Below are 20,179 nucleotides of genomic sequence, written 5' to 3' on the forward strand. Positions count from 1 at the left end.
AGCTTTAGTTGTAGGACAAATGTTTATTAAATATTTGTCCTACAACATAATAAAATAATGGAGATACGTTTTATGAAGATACTCGTTATTGAAGATGATCATGAGACGGGGCATTATCTCGAAAAAGCATTTTTGGAAGTAGGGCATTCTGTTGATGTTGCTTATGATGGAGATACGGGATATGCTTTAGCAACCACGGAAAATTATGACGTTATGGTTGTTGACCGAATGCTTTTGCATCGTGATGGTCTTTCTATTATTGCTGAATTGCGCGCTAAAGGCAATGAAACACCAGTTCTTATTCTGTCTGCTTTAGGGCAAGTTAATGATCGTGTAACGGGGCTGCGTGCAGGGGGAGATGATTATTTGACAAAGCCTTATGCTTTTTCTGAACTTCTTGCGCGTGTTGAAGTTTTACAACGGCGGAAAAATCCTAAAGAAGCAGAAACTGTTTACTGTGTAGGTAATCTTGAGCTTGATCGGTTAGCACATACGGTAAAACGAGGTGATAGAAACATTCTATTGCAACCACGAGAGTTTCGTTTGCTTGAATATTTGATGCGTTATGCGGGGCAGGTTGTTACACGCACTATGCTTTTGGAAAACGTTTGGAATTACCATTTTGATCCACAAACGAATGTCATTGATGTCCATATCTCTCGTTTGAGAGCCAAAATTGAAAAAGATTTTGATGTTCCCCTTCTCCATACAGTGCGTGGAGCTGGATATATGCTGAAAGTACCAGATAACAAAGCATGAATCGTTTGATTAATATAATGCGCACGACGGCGCTAAGGCTTTCAGCACTTTACATTTTATTGTTTGGATTGGTGGCAACAGGACTTTCTATTTATATGACGGCATTTTCTGCTTCATTGTTAACAGAGCAAACTGAACAGGCTTTACATGAAGAATTAAAGTATATTGAAAATGCTTATAATTATGGGGGATTATCCTTATTAATGCGCACTATTGATTATCGTTCAAGACAACCAGGAGCATTTCTTTATCTTGTTACAGATTCTATGGGGCGTATTTTAGCAGGAAATGTAGCACGTATTGAATTAGGTCTTTTGAATCAGAGTGGTTTTATTTCTACCTCTTTTTTGTATTCCCGTTTTGGAGAACATGGCAAAACAAGTGAACATCGCGCTTTGGCGGTTATTGTTGATTTACCTAATGCTATGAAGATTCTTATAGGACGTGATTTGGATGAGCCAGAACGTTTTGCTGTTGTTATTCGCAAAGCTGTGATCATTGCACTTGCTGCAATGGTTGGAGGCGCTTTACTCATATGGTTTTTTGTTGGCAGGAGAGCTTTACAAAGGATTGATCATGTAACGGCTGCATCACAGCGCTTGATGGATGGTGATTTCAGTGGGCGTTTACCTGTTTCTGGAGTAGGGGATGAGTTTGATCGATTGTCAACCAATCTTAATGTTATGTTAGACCGCATTGAAGAGTTAAATATTGGTTTACGTCAAGTATCAGATAATATTGCTCATGATCTGAAAACGCCGTTAACGCGTCTTAGAAATCGCGCTGAAGAAGCGCTTTCAGGAAATAAGACAAAGCTTGAATATCGTCAGGTCCTTGATAGGGTTATTGCAGAATCAGATCAACTTATTTGTACGTTCAATGCGATTTTAATGATTTCACGTATTGAGGCCAGCAGTGCAATTGAACATCTTGAAATGATGAATATGAAACTGATTATTGAGGATGCTGTTGAGCTTTACGAACCTTTTGCTGAAGAGTCAGGTGTTTTACTTCAGTTGGGAGATATATTTGATAAAGAGCTAAAATTGAATCGTGAGCTTGTTGCACAATCAATTTTTAATCTTATAGATAATGCAATTAAATATGCGCCTAAAGGTGGAAGGCAAGCGAAGGTTTGCTTATCAATGGAATATCGTGATGAACATTTATTAGTTGTTGTGAGCGATAATGGACCAGGAATAGCAGAGGATAAACGTGAAAAAGTGACAGAACGATTTGTTCGTCTTGAAGAAAGCCGCACACAACCTGGGTTTGGGATTGGTTTAAGTATAGCAAAAGCGGTTATGAAGCTTCACGGGGGTGAATTGTTACTTGAAAATGCAAATCCAGGGCTTAGGGCTGTTTTGTTATTTCCTTAAAGATATTTTTCTTCACTTTCATACGTAACAACTATTTTAAAAGTATAAAGCAATAGAAAGGAAAGCAAAATGCTTTTCAAGGGAGCAGAGATGAAACAAGCTTTTTTAAAAACACAGCTTCTCCCTTTATGTCCTCTCGATAAAAGTGGTTCCCAATGGTTAAAAGACATGGAAGAACAAGCAAGGAAAGAAGGTTTAGAATCGCTTGTTTCCATCATTTCAGAGAGTGGAACGCAGATTGATTTTATCAGTTCGGTTATGACCTTATCTCCTTTTTTGCGTGAGGTTTTAATTGCCAACCCATCATATCTTAGTGCTTTATTAAATGTTGATATAGAAACAAGGCTGAGCGAAATTATAGATGATATTACAGCTATTGATAAAGATGAAGCTATAAATGAAACTTCATTGATGGCTGCTTTAAGGCGCAAAAAACGAGAAGCGCATGTTCTTATTGCTTTAGCTGATTTGGGTGGTGTTTTTACTTACGAAGTTTCATGCGCTTGGTTGACACGTTTGGGCGAAGCAGCATTAAGTGTAGCACTACGTTTTCTATTAAGAGAAGCGCATGATCATGGTAAGATCAATTTATTAAGCCGTGAGAATCCAGAAAAAGACTGTGGTTTAATTATTTTAGGGATGGGAAAGTTAGGAGCAGGGGAACTTAATTATTCTTCTGATATTGATCTTATTGTTTTCATTGATGAAACATCACCTCATATTGGTAATCTTTCTGAAAGTGTTGACGTATTTTCTAAAATGGTACGCCGATTAATCCGTATCATTCAAGAACGCACTGCGGAAGGATATGTTTTTCGTCTTGATTTTCGTCTTCGTCCAGATCCAGGTTCAACCCCTTTGGCCTTACCAGTAAGGACTGCATTGCGTTATTACGAAGGGCGTGGGCAAAATTGGGAACGAGCAGCCATGATTAAAGCACGTCCAGTTGCTGGTGATAAGAGGGCAGGTTTTAACTTTCTCAAAGAGCTTTTTCCCTATGTGTGGCGGAAATATTTAGATTACGCTGCTATTGCTGATATTCATTCGATCAAACGTCAAATTCATGCGCATAAAAATTATGGTCAAATTGCAGCTTATGGGCATAATATAAAGTTAGGTCGTGGGGGTATTCGTGAGATTGAGTTTTTTGTTCAGACACAACAACTCATTGCTGGTGGACGTTTTCCTCAATTACGTGGACGTCAGACAGTTGCAATGTTAGCAGAACTTCACACGCTTGGTTGGATCAGTGAAAAAACGAGAAATAGCCTTATAAAAAGTTATGCATTTCTTCGAAATGTGGAACATCGTATTCAAATGCTTGCAGATGAACAAACACATCTTCTTCCAAATGATACTGTTCAATTCACGAGTGTTGCCTATTTAATGGGTTATCAAGACAGTAGCAGTTTTATCCGTGATTTATTAAAAATACTTCAGGTTGTTGAAAAACATTATGCTGCACTGTTTGAGAATGAGCAAGAACTTGGTTTAGAAATTGGTAATTTAGTTTTTACAGGTGAAGAAGATGATCCAGAGACATTAATAACGTTAAGCCGTTTAGGCTTTGAAAGAGCAAGTGATATTTGTCGTATTATGCGCACCCTTCACTGTGGTCGTTATAAAGCAACGCAATCAGCCGAAGCACGCGAGAGATTAACGGAATTAACACCTGCTCTTTTGAAAGCTTTTGGCGCGACAAAGCGAGCTGATGAGGCGATGTTGCGTTTTGATAGTTTTTTACAGGGCTTACCCTCAGGAATTCAACTTTTTAGTCTTTTGCAATCTAATCCCTCTCTTTTGGATATGCTTGTCCTTATTATGGGTGCAGCTCCACGTCTTGCAGAAATTATTACACGCAGATCTCATGTTTTTGATGGAATGTTAGACCCAAATATTCTTTCAGAATTACCCACAAAAACGTATTTAGAAAAACGGCTTGAATATTTTCTTGAAAATGTTCTTTCTTATGAGGAAATTCTTGACCATTTAAGAATTTTTGCAGATGAACAACGTTTTTTGATTGGTATTCGAATTTTGAATGGTACAATTACAGGAGAAAGAGCGGGTTTTGCTTTTACTGCGCTTGCTGATCTTATGATTACAAAAACATTTGCTACCGTTCAAGAGGAATTTTCTCGTCTTCATGGTCGTATTAAAGGGGGGCGTATTGGCATATTGGGTATGGGGAAGCTTGGAAGTCGCGAATTAACGGCAGATTCTGATGTTGACCTCGTTTTGCTTTATGAACACGATGATGATGCAGAAATATCTGATGGAGAAAAGCCTCTTTATATCTCTCAATATTATACGCGTTTAGCACAGCGCCTCGTTTCTGCTTTATCCACTCTTACAAGCCAAGGTGTTCTTTATGTCGTTGATTTAAGATTACGGCCATTAGGCAATAAAGGACCTATTGCTGTTTCTTTTCCATTTTTTAAAAAGTATTATCGCCAAGAAGCATGGATATGGGAATATCTTGCTTTAACAAGGGCTAGAGGCATTGCAGGAGATCCTGATTTTTTACAAAAGCTAGAAAATGAAGTGTGTGCAATTATTGCTATTTCTCGTGATAAGAAGGAAGTTGCAAAAGAAGTATGTGAAATGCGTTCCTTGATTGCAAAAGAAAAGCCGCCAAAAAATCAATGGGATTTAAAAACGATGTCTGGTGGCATTATGGATTTGGAGTTTATTGCTCAATTTTCTCTTATTACGCATGTCATTGAGTTTCACATTGGAGAGACGACAGCAGATATTTTAGATAATTTACCAAATAGTTTTCTTAATCAGTCATGTGTTGCTGATTTACATTATGCCTATCGTCTTTATACAAATTTGAGTCAAATTATACGACTTTGCTTAAATGATTCTCTTGATCCCAATGATATGCCAGCTGGATTAAGTGATCTTTTGTTAAAGAGTGTTGGGGAACCTGATTTGCTTCGTGTTGAAAAATTAATTGCAGAAACTGGGCAATTAGTCTGTTCAGTTTTTACGAAAGTCATGAAACATTAAATGTATTTTATAATGCTTTTATGAAATTATTGAATGCGATTATTAGATAAAATCATAAAAAGATATTATAGAAGCTTAAAAATTATTAATTCCATTTTTATATATTAATTTTGATATTTTATGTCATATAGGTTTGAGAGATCTAGAGAGTAAAAACCATTCTCTACTTATTTCTTCAAGTGTCATGAAAGAGTTTCTCTATCAAAAAAAGTCATTCTAGGTGTTATTCTTTATACAAAAAGAAATAAGGACTAGATTTTAGCGAATGATGTTGCTCATGTATATGATACAAGAATATGGATCAGTTATAAATCAGTAGTATTATATTAGATATACTTATCAAGTTAGAGATATTAAACACAATAATTATATTCAATAATGTTTTTATCATATTAGATTTATATAAAATATTATAGAGGTAGTGGATATATATTATTTATTATTATACAAATATATTGAAGTAAATATGATAAAAAGTTTTATTGATTATATATCTCATTTTTTAAAAAAATTGATATTGGAGTTGTTTATATTATTATGGATAATAATGAAATATCCATCTATGAAAGCTATTATAAAGTAATAATTTAAGAAAATTATAAATAATTTTTTTAAAGTATTTATAATAATTATTTATTAAAAAATAATTTTATTTTTAAATAGGAGTTTAAAGTTTTTAACTGTGTCATTTTTGCTATAGATTTTTTGCAAAAAATGTGAAACGATTTACTATTATTTATGTATCACATTAGCTTTTAGGGGAGCAATTATGATTACAAAGTATTTAATCTCAACATCTATATTTTCTTTAATTTCAATTTCTATCGTACAGGCAGCGGATAGCGTTATTCCTGAACAGCCTGTTCCTGTTATTGCAGCGCCTTCTTTTTCTTGGACAGGGTTTTATCTTGGAGGGCAGATTGGAAACTTTTCAGGCAAAACGACTGCAAGTTATTTAAAAAAAGAGACAGGGATATGGAATCCAGTTGGAAAAGAGAATTTGCCTAAACTTTCTGGTTTTATCGGGGGCGTTTATGCAGGTTCCAATATTGATATCGATAATGGTTTTATTATAGGTATTGATACGGATGTTATGTGGTCTAATAAAAAAAGTACGAAGGATATCCCTCTACCAAAAAATAAACCTGAAGGAATAGCAAAATCTTTAGAAAGAACAGGTTACACGAGAGATTCTCATGAGGAGGAATCTCCAGCGTTGCCTATTGAGGCTATACAGCATACTTTAAAACAAAAATGGTCTGGTGCTACACGAGTGAAAGTTGGTTTTGCACTTGAACGTATGATGCCTTATATTTCTGGAGGGATTGCTTATACGCAGCTTCAGAATGTTTTTGCGGCAGTAGCTGATAGCAAAAATGGAGAAGTTGATTTTTCTGATTGGTTGCATGATGAAAAAAAGACCATGATTGGTTATACCCTTGGAGGTGGTATTGATTTTGCAATGACTGATAATATTATTGTACGTGCAGAATATCGTTATTCAGATTTTGGCAAAAAGAAGTTCATACAGGATAAATTTGAAATGGGCTACAAGACAAATGATTTTCGTGTGGGTGTAGCTTATAAATTTTAATTTTTTGCAGAATTAAACACTTCAAAAGTCTCATTTTCGAATGAGGCTTTTATTTTTCAGATATGTTCTAGTAAATATCCTTTACTCAAAAGAGCTACTATTTTATTCGAACAATACTTTGATTTGTAAACATAAATTACTTTTTGTCATGTTGAGTGAGAGACCCAAGTGTCATAAGATTTTCTCATTTTAAACCTATACCATATTGAACCGATCAAAACCATGTCTTTTGCACGTCAAAAAGAGGGGGCGTCGTGAGATAAAAACATTCAAGAAAGAATAAAAATGCTTCTTATGAACCATTTTAAGTGCTAAAGGCTGTCGCTACATTAGGGGGTGGCAAAGTGTGAGATTTTGATACGAGCTTGCTTTTCCATAAACGTGAAGATGGTGTTGCTAAATGGACTTAACATTACATCATTCATAGGTACCGTCGGGAAATGGGTTTGGGTGCTTTAAAAGATGCTTTTTAAAACCAACATGTGAATTGGCAAGCTAATGGCATTTTATTTTATTTGAAAGATTTTTCATACAATCAACTTTTCTGTTTTGCGGTATCGTAAAATATTTTATTTAATAACAAAAAGCTCGCAAAAAAATTCTAAAGAACGTAAAATTACATCCGCAATATAATTCAATAATAAAATAATTATAAAGAGTATTATAAAGTGATTTATAGGAAAAAATAGAGAGAAAATTAGGAATTTATTGAGACATAAAAAACATTATTACCTATGTCTGTTATCGAAATATAATCTATTATTTTCCTAATTTTTTAATGTACGATAATAAATTTCGAGTGAAATAGTAATGGATCATTTCAAATCTATTTACGATAAATCAATCAACATCATTTGTTTATGAATCACAAGTAGGTTGGGTTATTTAAATTATATACTTTAGTTATTATTTGGCTTTTTTAGCCATTGATTTTCAGGTATAGAAGCTGAATGAGCTTCTCTATTATTCTATAAAATATCATCATTGTAATAATATAAGGATTTTAGGCATTAGATGCTTTTGGAGGAGTGGATGATGAAATTCAAAGCAGGGTTTATGTGTAGAGCTTTGTGAAGTAAATCACATGCGCAATTAGCAGCTGGAACCCGTGAGACAAGAATCCGAATTATTTATAAATCAGATGTGGTAGAATTTTCGTCCTTTAGAGCGGGAAGGAAGAAAACCGATAAGTTTGTAAAAAGCTAGTCACATAAGTGGGGCAGCAGATGGAACTGTCTGAGAAAAATTGATCTATTGACAGAGAAGGTGAAACTTTATCTTTTAAGGAGAAAAAGGGAAATAAGAATTATGATTTCCAAAGGGATGTGAAATAAAAATGTTTTTATTTTTGGTTGTTTGGGCAACTATGAAGGTGTTTAAAGATTAATTGTTTCAGTACATGCAATCTCGTTTTTGGGGTTGATAATGCTATAACGTTGTAATTGGCAATGCCATTGATTTTGTAAGCGTTCAATGGAAAATAAATTAAAGCCTGCGGGCGGTTTTTTATCACCAAAAGCTTGTGATGCGGAAGGAACACCAACAATAGGAATTTTTTTAATTGGTCCTTCAATGTAATTCAATGTGGGTAAATGAGTATGTCCGTGAAGAATAAGCTCACAACCGTGGTATTTGATAATGTCTAGAAAACGTTTTATATCCCGTAGTTTTTTATGCCAAGACGTTGCCTTTGGAAAGGGGGGGTGGTGAATCATGACGACACGAAAAAGGTTGCGCTGTGCTGCTTCCTTTAAAAAGAGCGGTAAAGTTTGCGCTTGCATTTTACCAAAATAGCCAGAAGCTTGAAAAGGCAATGTCGCAATGGCTGAAGAAGCTGCTATGATGGCAACATCTTTGCGAATGCGCATATAAGGAAAGGCACTTTTTTGAGGGATGTCACCTGTAATCCAAGGTTTAAAGAGAGTGCATGCTTTTTGTAAAGCGCCGCGGACATAGGCATCGTGATTTCCAAATGTCAAAGAAATATCTTGAGGTTTTCCTAGGTTAAGTAGCCAACGATGAGCTTGTACAAATTCTTTATCGAGAGCAAGATTTACAAGATCACCAGAGATCACAAGGTGATCAGGTTTTGTTTTGTTCAAGGCATCTATTAAAGTTTCTAGGACATCTGTTGCCATCTGACTCTTACGTTTTTTTTGCCAGTTCAGATAACCGGTAAGACGTTTCCCAGAAAGTTCAAAAAGGGAAGGTTGCGGGAGAGGGGAAAGATGTACATCCGATATATGGGCAAGATAAAACATAAAAGCTCGTAAAGTATTAAAAACGATTTAAAGAATAAACATAAGATAAGTTAGTGCTTAAAGGCAAGAAAGATTGTAAAATGAAAATTAGCTTGCAAAAAAGAATGTCTCAAGCGGAATGTTCCAAATAGAATATCCCTAATAAAATATCATTGTGTTGTAGATTCACATATTTGTAAAAAAAACATTTCTCAATGCGTTTGAGCTAATTTCACGATGGTACTCGATATTATAATGGAAAGCTTCTGTGAACTATATAGGGCTTACTGTACACTACCATCTCTACACTTATACAAGGTGCAAATAAAAAACATCATACTATTTTCCCCCAATTTTATGAAAATCCTTGCTTTGCTTTAAGAGGATTCATAAGAGGTATTTCACTCTTTTCTTCAATGGTTTCTATCCATACAGCATCCCTTCTAATAATACGCAAGAGAATGTTTTTTATTGTTTTAATATGAGGATATTGGAAATAAGGAGAATTCCACTGTATTTTGAGTTATAAATCAATACGTTATCTAATTACAAAAGACAAGTAAATACGTAAAAAGATAAGCTGAATTTTAAAACTATTATACGAAATCTCAGACTTTTTAACGGCCTTCATAATACCACATGCTGCTCAACAGTAAAAGGCAGGCAAGCAGTGCAAAAAAACCAGAAAATATCGAAAAATAAAAGGTATTGATTAAACGGGTTTCTGTTGCTTCTTTCAGAACAATTGAATGTGCTGGGGAAGAGGACGGACTTGTTTTTGATTGAATCAGCTTAAATGGAGGAAGGTGAAAATTTTCTTTTCCCTCAGGGTGTAAACGTCCGATGTAGCCACCAGTGTGCTTAATAATGGGGGCCAGTTTTTCTTGTGTTGAAGTCAAGTCAAACAACTCAAGATTATCGAGCATCCCTACAGAAGAAAGTATTGTTAAATCGCCATTTTTAATGGTAAAAACTCCTGTCTCATCAGTGGTCACAGTTGCAGTAAAAAGGCCTTCTTGTTCTTTGGTGAGAGTAATATTTTCTTTTTTTCCAGAGGGAAAGATTATTTCGACGGGCTCTGGATGCTCTTTGAGGGTTTGGCGGCGAATTGTTAAATGATGATTGCTGCTGGTTGCACTTAATTTTTCTTCTTCAAGTTCTGGTTCTTTCATAAGCCAATGGGCAATTCGTCGATAAAGAGCAGCATAAGGACCTCCGCCTTCGAAACCTCTAGCCCAAAGCCAACTTTCATCGGAAAGCAACATGCCTACACGCCCTTTATCAACATGGGAGAGAATTAAAAGTGGTTGTTCATTGGCTCCTTTCATGAGGGCGATTCCGTTATTTATATTTTGAATAGCAATTTGTCGCAACCATTGTCCCCATTGAGAAGCTGGAAGGTTAAGTGTTGCAAGACCCCTTGTGACAGGATGGCGCTCACCTTCTTTGGTTAATGTGGGGCGAAAAGGTTTTTCAATAATAGTTCCATTGGGCAATGCCGGTAGAATGCTTATTAAAGGTGTTTTCGCAAGTGAGTTTTTTTGGGTAAATTCAGGTCCTGTTACCATCAACAATGCACCCCCCTTTTGTACATATTGGGCGATATAATCATAATAGATTAAGGGGAGAACAGTAGAGTGCTGGTAGCCATCAAGGATGATGAGATCAAAGTTATTAATTTCTTCAACAAAGAGTTTTCTTGTGGGAAAGACCACTAAGGATAATTGGCTTGAGGGCGTATTATCTGCTTTGGTGGGGGGACGCAAAATAGTAAAGTGAACAAGATCAATATTGGAGTCACCTTTCAAAAGGTCTCGCCATGTCCGTTCTCCATTATAAGGAGCACCTGAAATAAGAAGAACGCGTAAATTTTCTCTGATTCCTTCAATAATTGTTATAGCGCGGTTATTTTCAAAGCTTAGTTCACCTTTGTATGGATCAGTTATAACTTGGATAATATTTTTTTCAGCATGAGGAAGAGTAATTTCAGTTTGAAAAATCACGCCAGGAGTTACAGAATAATGGCCAATGTCTTGTCCATTGACGCTTAGTGTAATATTTGCTTTCTGTGGTATTGTTTTTTTGGCGGGGCCTTTATCTTCTACCAAAATGGAGAGCGTTTGTGGTTTGTTGACAAGGGCAAAGCGTGGAGGAGAAATAAACTTGATTTGGCGATCAAATTCATCTGAGTATCCTGTAATCAAAGCATTGAGAGGTGCTTTATGATGAAGATCTGATAGGTCAGGGATGTCATGCACTTGTCCATCAGTGATAAAAATGGTTCCTGCATAACGAGAGAATGGTACATCAGATACTGCTTGTGTTAAAGTCTCAAACAAATTCGTTGAGGGCGCATACTGATTATCAGCAAGTTTTCCAGCTTCAATAAAACGTGGTTCAAATTGTGGATAATGCGCCAATACTTGAGTTAATTGCGCGCGCGCTTCATCACTGTCGTTTGTACGTGTTCCAAATGTTTGGCTTTTGCTGCGGTCAATAATAATTCCCACTGTGCTTTTCAGTGGTTCGCGCTGTTCTTTTATGATCATTGGATTAAGCAAAGCAAGGATGAGGGCGCTTAATGCCATCAGACGAAATATAGAACCTTGACGTTGCGTAACAAGACCAACAACGACAAAAAGAAAGGATATTCCGCTTAAGAGCAGAATCCAAAAGAGTGGTAAGAAAGGCTGAAAAGTGAAAAGTGGTATCATTGCCTTCTTTCTCTTTTAAAGCGTTCCAAGAGCGCAGGAACATGAACTTGGTCCGCTTTATAGTTTCCTGTAAGCACATAAAGAACAATATTTAAACCTGCGCGAAATGCCCATAGACGTTGCATTGGATCATTGGGAACAAGGGGATATTTCCATGTTCCTTTTTCATCGAGTGCCCAAGCACCGGCAAAGTTATTTGCGGTGATGAGAAGAGAACTTACGTTATCACCACTGGCAAGAGAATTTTTATTTTTTTTGTTTGTTGATGAGGATTCAACCCATAAAGGTGAACCACGGTAGAGACCAGGAAAATCTGGCATAATATAAAAGGAACGTGCAACAACGTGATCGGTTGATGCTGGCTCAATGGATGGAATATTTAATCCTTTTAAGATGGTTCGTAATCTTTGCGTTTCTGGAGTGGCATCTCCTTCAAGATTAAGATTGCTCTTTATCTGATCGCGTGTGTCAAATAAAATTGTTCCCCCATGTTTCATAAAATTATTTATTTTTTCAAGGCTTTTGGGAGTTGGTATAGGACTCTCAACATCAATTGGCCAGTAAATAAGAGGATAAAAGGAGAGTTCATCTTTATCGAGATCAAGTGCTGTAACAGAGCCAGGGGAAAGCATTGTGCGCTCTGCAATAAATTGGCTTAAGGCTTCTAGACCACTTTTACTCGTTGTATCAATTTCACGATTGTTGGTTATAACGTAGGCAAGATGTGTTGCACCAGCGGCTTGTACACTATCATGATGATTTTCTGTCGTTTGTGCATGAAGAATTGGAGCATATGCAAACAAGGCAATAAGAATTATGAGAGGGAGGAAAAACATATTATGCCGTTTATTGAAAGAAAAAATACCTCCCATCCATAAAATGAGAAAATTATCAAAGGCGAATAATAAGATGGCTAATCCTAAAAGTGGACCGGTAAGATTTTTTTCTTTTGTATCGTAAGATAAAGGACTCTTGTTAAGAGAAGGTGGCAATGATGATTGTTTCATCAAGCGCGATGAATGAGTTAAGAGATTAAGTGCATAAAAATTGTTTTTGACACCATAAAGTCCTGGTGGGGTATGATAGGAAGGACGGGGTGGATTTTGAGCATCAAAGACCAGTGGAACAATATCAGAGGATGGTACTTGTAATTGTCCGTCAACGGCTATAGTTCGCCAAGGGTTTTGTACCACTGTTCTTTTTTCTCTGTGTGTTAGGTTTGTGTTTTCGTTAGAACCTAATGTGATTAATTTTTGCAGCATTTGTGCAAAAAAGCCAGAAAGAGGAAGATTAGACCATGTTGGGTCAGGAGCAACATGAATGAGAATGAGGGTTCCTTTACCACGTTTTGCTGCGGTAATAAGAGGAGTTCCATCCGAAAGGCTAAGCCACGTTTTTTCAAAAAGATCTGGGGTTGGTTCTGCGAGGATTTGGCGAGAGACAGTAACATCTCCTGGAAAGGGAAGACCAAAGAAAAAGCTATTTTTTGCAAAAGGTGCAAGCTTTTGTGGTTTTGTCCAAGACATAATACTTCCAAGGGAACGTTGGCCTGGGCGCAGTGGTATCGGAAGAAGGTTATCGTAATGTTCTGCGCTACTGAGTTTTTCTCCTGCAAAGCGGATGAGTGTTCCCCCTTTATTCACAAAATCAGAAAGTTTTTTTTCTGCATTTTCGGGCATGTTAACAATGTCACCCATAATAAAAACAGATGGATTTTGTTTAAGCAAATGATCAATATCCGTTGAAAGTTCTCTTCCACCGGCTGTTATAAGCTGTGTATGACCTTGTAAGGCTTTAATAATGTAATAAAATGGAGCAAGTAAAGGCTGTGCCATTTCATTGGTATCGGGTGAGAGAAGAGCAACACGGCTTATCCTGTTATGGCTGTCTACCAAGAAGGTTGCAGCAGCATGGTTTTGATTGTTTATTTTTATCCAAGCGATATCATTGCGTAGTTCAAGTGGTACATTAAAAGGAACAAGTACTGTTGTTTCTCCTTCAGAGAAATTGTTCGTAAATTGACCGAGAAGTTGATTATTTGAATCGTAAAGGCTGAGTATAGCGGGAGTATTACTGTGTGTTGTTGAGCGGATAATACGCGCGCCCATGTTTCCATTGTTATTTTCTATGGATGTTATGCCGGTTAAATCGGAAATATCAGTCAAATACCACAAGAAGTTTCTAGGTTTTAGTTCTTCAAGAAGAGCAAAAGCTTGCTCATCTTCATTTGTTTGTAATCCATCACTTAAATAAGCAATATCAAGAGGTTTTCCTTTGGTTATTTCGCTGAGTTTTTTGAAGGCATGCACACGGTTGACAGGCCAAGGACGCGGTTGCAAATGCATTAAATGCTGTTTTATAATCTTGGCTGGTTGGGGCTCTATATTGGAGATATCATGTTCAGCCGTTGCAACAAGATAAATATCTTTTTGCTGTTTTTCTGCCTGTGCAAGGAGTATTTCAGCGATAGAGATGCGTTTTTTCCATTCTTTTACAGAAACCCAACCATTATCAATAATGAGTGCAAGGGGTTGAGACCCAGAAAGGCTTATTGGTTTTTGATTCCAAGTGGGGCGTGCTAGAGCTATGATAACAAGTGCCGCTATGGTTAAACGCAACAAGAGCAACCACCAAGGTGTATGTTTTGCTGTTTCTTGTTGATGAGTTGGTTTGGGTAAGAAGCGAAAAGGGGGAAAAAGCTCTTTACGCGGAGATGGAGGAGTTATCCGCAATAGCCACCAAATGACCGGTAGGAACAAAAGCCCTAGTAACAGAAAGGGAGCAGCAAAACTCAAAGTGCCCTCCTTTTTTGCAATGGAGAGTCGCTCATTGTATTTGCGAGATGAAAAATGGTCTCTGTTAAAGGTTGATCCGTTGTACTAACGTGATAAGACCATCCTTGGCGTGCGCAAAAATTTACCAATTCTTGTCGCCTTGCGTGATATAGTTTACAATAGCTCTTACGAAGATCTTCTGCTTTAGTGGAAACATGTTTCTCTTTCGTTTCAGGATCCAAAAATGCTGTGTGACCTGTGTAGGGGAAGCTTTCTTCTGCGGGATCAGAAATTTCAATTAAATGAGCTGTCACCTGTTTTGTAGTTAAAACGGTTAAATGTTGGATGATTTTTTCAGGATAGTCGAGAAAATCACTCATTATAACGACATGTGAAAAGCGTGTAATCGTTGAAAAATCCGGAAATGAATTTTCATCTGAATGATTTTCTAAAGCAAAGGCTATTCGTTCTACGACATTGGATGTCATTGTGGGGGACATTAAGTTGGGAATAGCAATATGTTCGCCACTGCGTGCAAGAAGGGATGCCAAGGTAAGGGTAAGAAGAGTGGCATGATTACCTTTAGAGATTTTAGAAAAGCGCGAACAGTAATGCATTGATGCGCTCTGATCAGGACAAAGCCAAACGGTTTGTGTCATTTGCCATTCATGTTCACGGAGATATGTATTTTCATCACGCGCTGAGCGACGCCAGTCAATGCGGGTAATGGATTCTCCTTCCATATAGGGACGAAATTGCCAAAAGTTTTCCCCATTACCGCTTTTACGTTGTCTGTGCCATCCGGTTATCAGTGTATTAGCGATATGACGCGCTTGTAAAAGGAAATATGGCATTTTGCCAGTATCCTTATGCAGTTCATTTGCCAGCGACAATGGAGGCTTTTGTAAAACTTTTTTGCCAAGAGCCATTCAAAGAGCATCTTTCACAAGGTTATTAATAATATCTTTTACGGTTATATCTTCAGCACGGGCAGAAAAATTAAGAGCCATGCGGTGTTGTAATACGGGATAGGCCAATGCTTCAACATCATCAAGTGAAGGAGCTAAGCGTCCATAATAAAGAGCACGAGCGCGAACACAAAGTGAAAGGGCTTGTGATGCCCGTGGACCAGGTCCCCAAGATACATAAGTATTAGCAAGACTATTGTCTTTATGAGGGCGAGATGAGCGGACAATTTTTAAAATAGCTTCAATCACATTTTCTGAAAGAGGCATTTTGCGAACGATATTTTGAATTTTTTGCAATTTTTTGCCGGATAAAATTGGTTTTGCATTTGATTTTTTTTCTTTTGTTGTTTCTAAAATAATCCGTCGCTCTGTTGTGAGGTCAGGATAGTCAATATCGATTTGCATCAAAAAGCGATCCAGTTGTGCTTCAGGAAGTGGATAGGTCCCTTCTTGTTCGAGAGGATTTTGCGTTGCAAGAACATGAAAAGGTTGTGGCAAATCATAACGGGTACCTGCAACAGTAACATGATATTCTTGCATAGCTTGTAAAAGGGCTGACTGTGTCCGTGGGGAAGCACGATTGATTTCATCGGCCATGAGAAGTTGCGTAAAAATAGGACCTTGAATGTATCGAAAAGAACGTTTACCGTCTTTATCGGAATCCATAATTTCAGAACCAATAATATCCGATGGCATTAAGTCAGGAGTGAATTGGATGCGTTTTTCATCAAGCCCTAAAACTGTTCCCAATGTTTCAACAAGACGTGTTTTTGCAAGTCCTGGAGCACCGACAAGAAGGGCGTGACCACCAGCAAAAATAGCGATTAAAGCATATTCGATTACCTGATTTTGCCCAAAAATAACTTTGTCAATTTCTTGTTGTAAAATATCCAACTCTTTGTGTGCCGTATCAATATCATCAATAATGACTTGAGCCTCATGATTGATATTGACCTTTTTTATAGAATTGGATGATGGATCATGTTGACTCATATTTCTTCCTTAAGGCGTTTGTCGCAAAAATGGTAATTTTCTCTGCATGATAATGGATATCTTATTGTTTGTAACAGAAAATGAGAAGAAATGAAGTATCATATGCCGTTTTTTTTCATATTCATATAGAAGAGAAAAGTTTCTTTGGAAGAATAGACGTGCTTTATAAGGGATGTCTTAAAAAAATTGTTTTATGAAGAGAGCTTTTTAAAGAAATGAAGACAACTTTTTTGAAAGGTTAAAGGGTGAATATAAGACAGAACTTCAAACAGGTTGCGTGGTTACAACAAAGTGATATCCAAACACTTCTTCGTGTTTTGTCTGTGGAGGGGGAAGAGGCGCGTATTGTAGGGGGAGCAGTACGCAATCAACTGCTAGGGCAGCCTATTAGTGATATTGATATTGCCACAACCTGCTTGCCGCAACAGATTATCGCACGTGTAGAAGCAGCAGGATTTAAAGCTATTCCTACAGGGATTGCGTTTGGTACAATAACAGTAGTTGCTCATTCATGTTCTTATGAGGTTACAACGCTTCGCTGCGATATTGAAACGGATGGTCGTCATGCAAAAGTGGCATTTGGTCGTGATTGGAAAAAAGATGCTGAACGGCGAGATTTTACGATAAATGCGCTTTATTGTGATGCTGCTGGCAACCTTTATGATGATGTGGGAGGTTTGAGTGATATTGCTAGCCGAACAGTTCGTTTTATTGGGGTTGCAGAAGATCGTATTGGCGAAGATTATTTGCGTATTTTACGGTTTTTTCGCTTTTTTGCGTGGTATGGAGCAGGGCGACCTGATGTGCAAGGATTGAAGGCATGTGTTCGTTTAAAACACGGTTTAAAAAAACTTTCTTCTGAACGTATTTGGGCAGAAATGAAAAAGCTTCTTGCGGCGTTTGATCCAACGCGTGCTCTTTTATGGATGCGACAAAGCAGAATTTTGGCACTCATTTTCCCTGAAACAGAACGATGGGGTATTGATGCAATTCACGCATTGGTGAAGACAGAACAGGCTCTTGGTTGGAAAGTTGATCCATTGTTACGGCTAGAAAGCCTTCTTCCTCCTGATCCCATGCGTCTTCATGAAATGGCACAGCGCTTGCGTTTTTCTCTTAAGGAAACAACGCGATTAAAAGAATGGGCAGAGTTAGAAATAATAAACCAAAACTGTTCTGATCATTTTGTGCAAAAACTGATTTATTTTCATGGACGACAGCCAGTTTTAGATCAATTATCGTTGTCTGTCGCTGCATCACATCTTGATCATCTGGAAAAAAGTGATGCTTTGCAAAAAGCAGAGGGTTATATTAAGCTTTATCAACTTGCCAAAAAATGGCAAATTCCAACTTTTCCTATTAATGGTAACGATTTAATAAAAAAAGGTTTTACGAAAGGTATACTTTTAGGAAAAAAGCTTAAAGAGCTAGAAATGATATGGATTGAAAGCGGATTTTTAATGGATCGTCATGCACTATTAGAAAAAATTGATTTATAATATTTCTGTTTATAAACCCACTGTTGTTTATATTTTTTAAGTCAACATATTAATTTATAATAATCATTATTCATGTGAAAGAAGAGTCCACAATATTGTAAGGTTATTTCAAACCTGTTCATATTACATCAATCAAAATTATTGCCTTACGTGTCACGAGGGGGAAGCTGTATGAGTAAAAACGATTACAGAGGGGGAAAATGTCTCTTATAAACCATCTCAAAGATAAGGATTCTCGAAAATGAGAACGAATAAAGAGAATAGTGATAGCGGTTTGCACCTTGTATGACCATAAAGAGGGGGATGTTCACTGGATTTTTACTATGAGGAGTATTTAATCATTCATAGGTGGTGATATGAGGTGATATGAAATGGATGTGATGGGCACTAAGAAATGTTTATTTTACAAGCACTTAATTGTTTGAAAATGATAGGCATTATACGCTCTAACTGTTCTTTATATGTTGTATTATTGTTTTTCGTGATAATTTATATTTTTATAAAATACATTTTCTTTCATAATAACCAATTTGGCGCAATGCTTCTCCTGTTGTTATAGCCACGCTCATGGCGAGATTGAGAGAGCGTGCCTGTGGTTGCATGGGAATTTTCAGTGTGTAATCGGCCGTTTCATGAACATAATCGGGAACTCCAGCTGATTCCCGACCAAAAAGTAAAACATCATTTCTTTGATAGCATATCTGCGTATAGCATGTTTTTGCTTTTGTACTTAAAAGCAACAGGCGGTGGTTAAAGTGTTTCATGGAGCTTATAAAATGTTGCCAATCAATGTGTCGTTCTAAGGAAGCATATTCGAGATAATCCAATCCTGCGCGTTTGAGATTACGATCCGACAGATTGAAGCCTGCAGGTTCAATAATGTGCACATGTAAACCAAAGCAAGCGCTAAGACGTAAAATCGTTCCAGTATTACCAGCAATATCAGGTTGGAAAAGAGCTATATGAAGTGTCATGTTCTCTGTAATATGACTTTTCTTTCGACTTTGTAAAGAAATACCACAATTTATTCGAAAAATATGCTTTGAGAAATACATGTTTTTTACGGTTAATTTTTATTCCCTTTAAATTTCAGGGAAAAAGTTATGTATACAGATCTGTTTGGGATAAGAGAGAAGCTCCCTATTCGGGACTTCATTTTATTGAGCGATCCATGAATGGATTGGCTCATTATGTTGAAAAGTGGGATATTTAATGAGGTTAGATCATCCATTTTAATTAAAATCAACAAAATATGCTTTTTATGCAAAAACAGAAGCGAAAAAAATACTCATACAACCAGTTGGAATTGAGAGAGGGAGAGATGCTGTAAATGTGTTAAAGAAATAACCGATAAGCTCAACTTGTTTACAGAGATATGGTCATAATAAGACTATCTTTCTTTAGAAGTGTTTATTTACATGCTATCTCTGATTTTCACGGGCGGGGGAGTAATTTTGATTGATTAATATGAATAGGTTGGAAATGAAAAAACCTTACGGTGTTTCAGGATTTCATTCACTCTGTAAAATGATGAATTATCATTATAAAACAGTTTTTTGTATAAACCATACAAATGGCAGGAGTTTTTACGGGGATGTTTTTATGATTGAGGTAACTGAGTGATCAAGCATTGTACAATGGGAGAGGGTATGGTAAAAAGGGTGTTTTAGCAAAGTGTCTCTTTAAGTTAAGGCCATGGGTGAGCAAACGAGGCGGGATTTTCTGTTTTTGGTAACAGCTGTTGCAGGAGCAGTTGGAATGGGAGCGGTTATGTGGCCTTTTATCCGTCAGTTGCGTCCAGATGAAGCTGTTTTGGCATCTTCCTCTGTTGAGGTTGATCTTTCTGGTATTGAAGAGGGGATGTCGATAACGGTAAAGTGGCGAGGACAGCCTGTTGTTATTCGAAATCGTACGGCAAAAGAAATTGCTGATGCGCGCGCTACTGAAGTGAGACTTCTAAAAGATCGTCAAGCGCGCAATCCTAATCTTGAAGGTGAAAAGGAAGCAACAGATTTTGCGCGTTCAGCAGGTAAAGGACGTGAAAATTGGCTTATTGTTATTAATCTTTGTACGCATCTAGGCTGTGTAACACTTGGGCAATCTGGGAAATTTGGAGGGTGGTTGTGTCCATGTCATGGGTCTGTTTATGATACAGCTGGAAGAGTGCGTTCGGGTCCAGCTAACTATAATTTGGCTATTCCTCCTTACCAATTTCTTTCTGATACTTTGCTCAAAATAGGATAA

12 protein-coding genes are annotated in these 20,179 nt (G+C 37.1%); 6 read left to right on the forward strand and 6 right to left on the reverse strand.

Annotated features, from left to right (window positions below; all coding sequences use genetic code 11):
• Nucleotides 1-72 precede the first annotated feature (72 nt).
• The 4 genes from ACFIN0_RS01535 (at nt 73) to ACFIN0_RS01550 (ending at nt 6,747) form a co-directional block, all read left to right on the forward strand.
• Nucleotides 73-759 carry a response regulator transcription factor gene (locus tag ACFIN0_RS01535; RefSeq protein WP_273791552.1) on the forward strand — a complete coding sequence of 229 codons (687 nt, stop codon included), beginning with the start codon at nt 73-75 and terminating at the stop codon, nt 757-759.
• On the forward strand, nt 756-2,138 hold the full coding sequence (locus ACFIN0_RS01540; protein WP_375610111.1) for an ATP-binding protein: 1,383 nt from the start codon (nt 756-758) through the stop codon (nt 2,136-2,138). The genes ACFIN0_RS01535 and ACFIN0_RS01540 overlap by 4 nt, the downstream gene beginning before the upstream one ends.
• A 90-nt stretch (nt 2,139-2,228) precedes the next feature.
• A complete protein-coding gene (locus ACFIN0_RS01545) occupies nt 2,229-5,153 on the forward strand; it encodes a bifunctional [glutamine synthetase] adenylyltransferase/[glutamine synthetase]-adenylyl-L-tyrosine phosphorylase (RefSeq protein WP_375701769.1) in 2,925 nt (974 codons plus the stop codon).
• Between the two features lie 769 nt (nt 5,154-5,922).
• Nucleotides 5,923-6,747: an outer membrane protein gene (locus tag ACFIN0_RS01550; RefSeq protein WP_375701770.1), complete on the forward strand. Its 825-nt coding sequence runs from the start codon at nt 5,923-5,925 to the stop codon at nt 6,745-6,747.
• 1,376 nt (nt 6,748-8,123) lie between these two features.
• Here ACFIN0_RS01550 and ACFIN0_RS01555 read toward each other — a convergent pair.
• The 5 genes from ACFIN0_RS01555 to ACFIN0_RS01575 all read right to left on the reverse strand — a co-directional run bounded on the left by ACFIN0_RS01555 (nt 8,124) and on the right by ACFIN0_RS01575 (nt 16,436).
• Entirely contained in the window at nt 8,124-9,008 is an 885-nt protein-coding gene (locus ACFIN0_RS01555; protein ID WP_375611167.1) for a metallophosphoesterase family protein, read from the reverse strand.
• Nucleotides 9,009-9,604: 596 nt separating this feature from the next.
• Complete coding sequence (locus ACFIN0_RS01560) at nt 9,605-11,701, reverse strand: glutamine amidotransferase (protein ID WP_375701771.1); 2,097 nt, start codon at nt 11,699-11,701, stop codon at nt 9,605-9,607.
• Nucleotides 11,698-14,496, reverse strand: coding sequence for a DUF4159 domain-containing protein (locus ACFIN0_RS01565; RefSeq protein WP_375609112.1), 2,799 nt, complete (start codon nt 14,494-14,496; stop codon nt 11,698-11,700). The genes ACFIN0_RS01560 and ACFIN0_RS01565 overlap by 4 nt, the downstream gene beginning before the upstream one ends.
• Nucleotides 14,493-15,404 (reverse strand): DUF58 domain-containing protein, encoded by a 912-nt coding sequence (locus ACFIN0_RS01570; RefSeq protein ID WP_375701772.1) that lies wholly within the window; start codon nt 15,402-15,404, stop codon nt 14,493-14,495. Before ACFIN0_RS01570 ends, ACFIN0_RS01565 begins: the two co-directional genes overlap by 4 nt.
• Nucleotides 15,405-16,436 carry an AAA family ATPase gene (locus ACFIN0_RS01575; RefSeq protein WP_375701773.1) on the reverse strand — a complete coding sequence of 344 codons (1,032 nt, stop codon included), beginning with the start codon at nt 16,434-16,436 and terminating at the stop codon, nt 15,405-15,407.
• Between the two features lie 245 nt (nt 16,437-16,681).
• On the opposite strand from ACFIN0_RS01575, the gene ACFIN0_RS01580 reads away from it, so the two are divergent.
• Complete coding sequence (locus ACFIN0_RS01580; RefSeq protein ID WP_375610117.1) at nt 16,682-17,935, forward strand: CCA tRNA nucleotidyltransferase; 1,254 nt, start codon at nt 16,682-16,684, stop codon at nt 17,933-17,935.
• Between the two features lie 497 nt (nt 17,936-18,432).
• Here ACFIN0_RS01580 and ACFIN0_RS01585 read toward each other — a convergent pair whose 3' ends face one another.
• Nucleotides 18,433-18,909: a tRNA (cytidine(34)-2'-O)-methyltransferase gene (locus ACFIN0_RS01585; protein WP_375701774.1), complete on the reverse strand. Its 477-nt coding sequence runs from the start codon at nt 18,907-18,909 to the stop codon at nt 18,433-18,435.
• Nucleotides 18,910-19,630: 721 nt separating this feature from the next.
• Between ACFIN0_RS01585 and petA the strand changes: the two genes are divergently transcribed.
• Nucleotides 19,631-20,179 carry a ubiquinol-cytochrome c reductase iron-sulfur subunit gene (petA, locus tag ACFIN0_RS01590; protein WP_375610118.1) on the forward strand — a complete coding sequence of 183 codons (549 nt, stop codon included), beginning with the start codon at nt 19,631-19,633 and terminating at the stop codon, nt 20,177-20,179.

Origin of the sequence: Bartonella sp. AA89HNZF (assembly GCF_042196905.1) — a bacterium.
GTDB lineage: Bacteria > Pseudomonadota > Alphaproteobacteria > Rhizobiales > Rhizobiaceae > Bartonella.